The 1,807-nt window shown below is 69.1% G+C and carries 4 protein-coding genes; 3 read left to right on the forward strand and 1 reads right to left on the reverse strand.

Annotated features, from left to right (window positions below):
* Window positions 1-43: 43 nt before the first annotated feature.
* Both C6N75_RS27290 and C6N75_RS27295 read left to right on the forward strand, forming a co-directional pair.
* Window positions 44-334 (forward strand): hypothetical protein, encoded by a 291-nt coding sequence (locus C6N75_RS27290; RefSeq protein WP_105871543.1) that lies wholly within the window; start codon window positions 44-46, stop codon window positions 332-334.
* A gap of 47 nt (window positions 335-381) precedes the next feature.
* Window positions 382-753: a hypothetical protein gene (locus tag C6N75_RS27295; RefSeq protein ID WP_105871544.1), complete on the forward strand. Its 372-nt coding sequence runs from the start codon at window positions 382-384 to the stop codon at window positions 751-753.
* On the opposite strand, the gene C6N75_RS27300 is transcribed toward C6N75_RS27295, so the two are convergent.
* On the reverse strand, window positions 746-1,168 hold the full coding sequence (locus tag C6N75_RS27300; protein ID WP_105871545.1) for a hypothetical protein: 423 nt from the start codon (window positions 1,166-1,168) through the stop codon (window positions 746-748). The two genes, C6N75_RS27295 and C6N75_RS27300, sit on opposite strands and share 8 nt — an antisense overlap.
* A 74-nt stretch (window positions 1,169-1,242) precedes the next feature.
* Here C6N75_RS27300 and C6N75_RS27305 point away from each other — a divergent pair.
* Window positions 1,243-1,807: hypothetical protein (locus C6N75_RS27305; RefSeq protein ID WP_219852921.1), on the forward strand; the 565-nt coding region annotated here is incomplete at its 3' end.

A 1,807-nucleotide genomic window follows, 5' to 3' on the forward strand; every position in this document is an offset into this window, starting at 1 on the left:
TTCCTCCCCCTCCCCGCCCCACCACACACACGGAGACACATCCATGGCCTCGTTCGACGTCAACGCCGCCCGCGCACAGCGCATGGAGGCCCTCGGGCAGAACTGGTCGTTCGACCTGGACGGCGACACCTTCGAGCTGCCCACCGAGCTGTCCCGGGCCACCGCCAAGGGGCTGCGCGCGCTGGACGACAACGACGTGGACGGACTGCTCAAGCTGCTGCTGGGCGCCAAGCAGTTCGCCCGCTTCGAGAAGCACGACGTCACCATGCAGGACATCGCCGCCATCCTGGAGGCGTACGGCAAGGAAACCGGGCTCGGCCTGGGGGAAGGCTGAGCCTCGACGAGTTCGTCACCGAACACGCCGAGGCCCTGGAAGCCGACCTGCTGCGCCACTACGGCGTCGACCTGCTCGACTGGCACCGCGACCGGCTCTCCACCCGCCGGCTCGCGGTGCTGATCAGGCACCTGCCCCGGGACAGCGCGCTGCTGAGCGAGACCGACGGCGAGGCCGCGGAGTGGAACACCGGGGACTACCTGCTCGCCGCTGTGGTGGACCACCTCGCCGCCGCCAACTGGATGTTCGCCTCCGTCCACTCCGACGAGGACGCCGAACCCCCGGAGCGCCCCGTCCCGGTACCGAGGCCGGGCGACGGCGACCGCCGCGGCGCCCCCGCCCCGGCCGAGCCGGCCGCGGTCCCCGAACCGGAACCGGAGCCGCTGAGCCCGGCGGAGCTGGCGCGGTTCTTCAGCTGAGGAGCGCCAGGACCACCGCGGTGGCCACGAGGACCACGAGCACCGCCTGCTGGATATACGTCTTGCGGGACTCGTTCGAGTGCAGCCGCAGCGTGGTCGAGGCGGTTTTCGGGTCCTGCGGATCGTAGACGACCCTGAGGGCCTGCCCCACTTCCGGTGGAATGACCGGGCTGTTGACGGTCACCCGTACCGTTCCGCCGGTCTGCGGCTGGAACTCGCAGCGTATGGCCGTCACGACGACACTTCCGGTGCGTATTCGCTCGACGCAGACGGCGTCCGCCTGGACACCCCTGCGCCGCAGCCGCCGGTCGCGGAGCTGGTCGGGAACCGCCACGCAGACGACGACGGCGAGTGGCAGGCAGAGCATGCCTATCGCCATGGCTGCCGTCCGCAGGCCCTCCGAGGCCAGATACATGAAACCCCCTGTTGCGCATGCCCCTAACGAGCCGTGCGCAGCCTACAACCCACGCCACAAACGGGAGGCTCCCTGTGGCCGAGGACTACGTCACCCCAGCGGAACTGGAAGCGACGCTCGCCGCACACGGAATAGCCAAGGGCGAAAAGGGCGTCACGACGTCGGCTGAAGTCCAGAAGCAGATCGACGCCGCGGTATCGGCTCACAAGGAGCAGATCGCGGCCGCCGCGAAGAAGAAGAAGGAAGAAGAGGACGCCAAGGAAGAGCAGCTCTTCGCGGACTGGAAGTGGAGGATTCCGACCGAGCTCAACGGACTCAAGTCCGAGTTCACCAGCTTCAAGGCCGAGATCGTCCCCATGGTCACCGGGTGGGCCATCATCAACGCGGCCTTCCCCTCCCTCTTCAGCCTCGAGGAACGGCTGATGGGGAAGCACAAGTGGAGCTACACCGACAGCGGCTGGCTCCAGACGCCGGGGATGGAGCAGCGGCGCCATCAGCGCACCCTGAACCGGGCGTACGACGAGGCGATGGCGGAGGAGGTCCGTCGCTCGGAAGAGCTGGCGCACCGCGAGCACGCGGAGCGCCGGCGTCTGGCAGAGGAGCAGCGCCGCAACCCTCCGGCCGGCCAGACTCCGCCCC

The sequence above is a fragment of the Streptomyces solincola genome (assembly GCF_002982015.1).
Taxonomy (GTDB): Bacteria; Actinomycetota; Actinomycetes; order Streptomycetales; family Streptomycetaceae; genus Streptomyces; species Streptomyces solincola.

Bases quoted from the DNA above. Each gene is read 5' to 3' on its own strand.
- C6N75_RS27290 (WP_105871543.1), top strand. From the start codon at position 44: ATGGCCTCGTTCGACGTCAACGCCGCCCGCGCACAGCGCATGGAGGCC.
- C6N75_RS27300 (WP_105871545.1), bottom strand. From the start codon at position 1,168: ATGTATCTGGCCTCGGAGGGCCTGCGGACGGCAGCCATGGCGATAGGC.